Annotated in this window: 1 protein-coding gene; it reads right to left on the reverse strand. The window is 62.1% G+C overall.

Annotation, left to right across the window (positions count from 1 at the left end; translation table 11 throughout):
- The coding region (locus MnOB_RS28495) for a transposase (protein ID WP_199824622.1) at positions 1 to 236 on the reverse strand (236 nt) is incomplete at its 3' end.
- Positions 237 to 343 lie beyond the last annotated feature (107 nt).

Here is a 343-nt window from a genome sequence, read left to right on the forward strand (position 1 = left end):
GCGATGTCGGTGTCGAGCAGGTCATCAAGCAGGCTGCCCTGGTCAGGGCTCAGTTGCTCGCTGCGCTTGGCGAACTTGTGCCGTTTGAACCATGCGATTTCGTGGGTGAGCTGCTCGATGACGGTTTGATCGCGGTGGATCTTTTTGCCCATCGCGTCGACCTGCGTGAGCAACTGTGCGGCCAGTGCGCGCAGTTGCTCAGGGGTCAGTTGGTCGAGGTTAGGCGAGGCAGTCATGCCGCTGATTGTGCCAGAGCAGGCGGTCAGCGGAGATAAACCGATGGGCTAATGGCCGGCGCTACAGCACTGTGATCGCGCCGGCTGCACCGACCCGCTGCCAGGGT

This window comes from Metapseudomonas resinovorans (genome assembly GCF_002003485.1).
GTDB classification, from domain to species: Bacteria; Pseudomonadota; Gammaproteobacteria; order Pseudomonadales; family Pseudomonadaceae; genus Metapseudomonas; species Metapseudomonas resinovorans_D.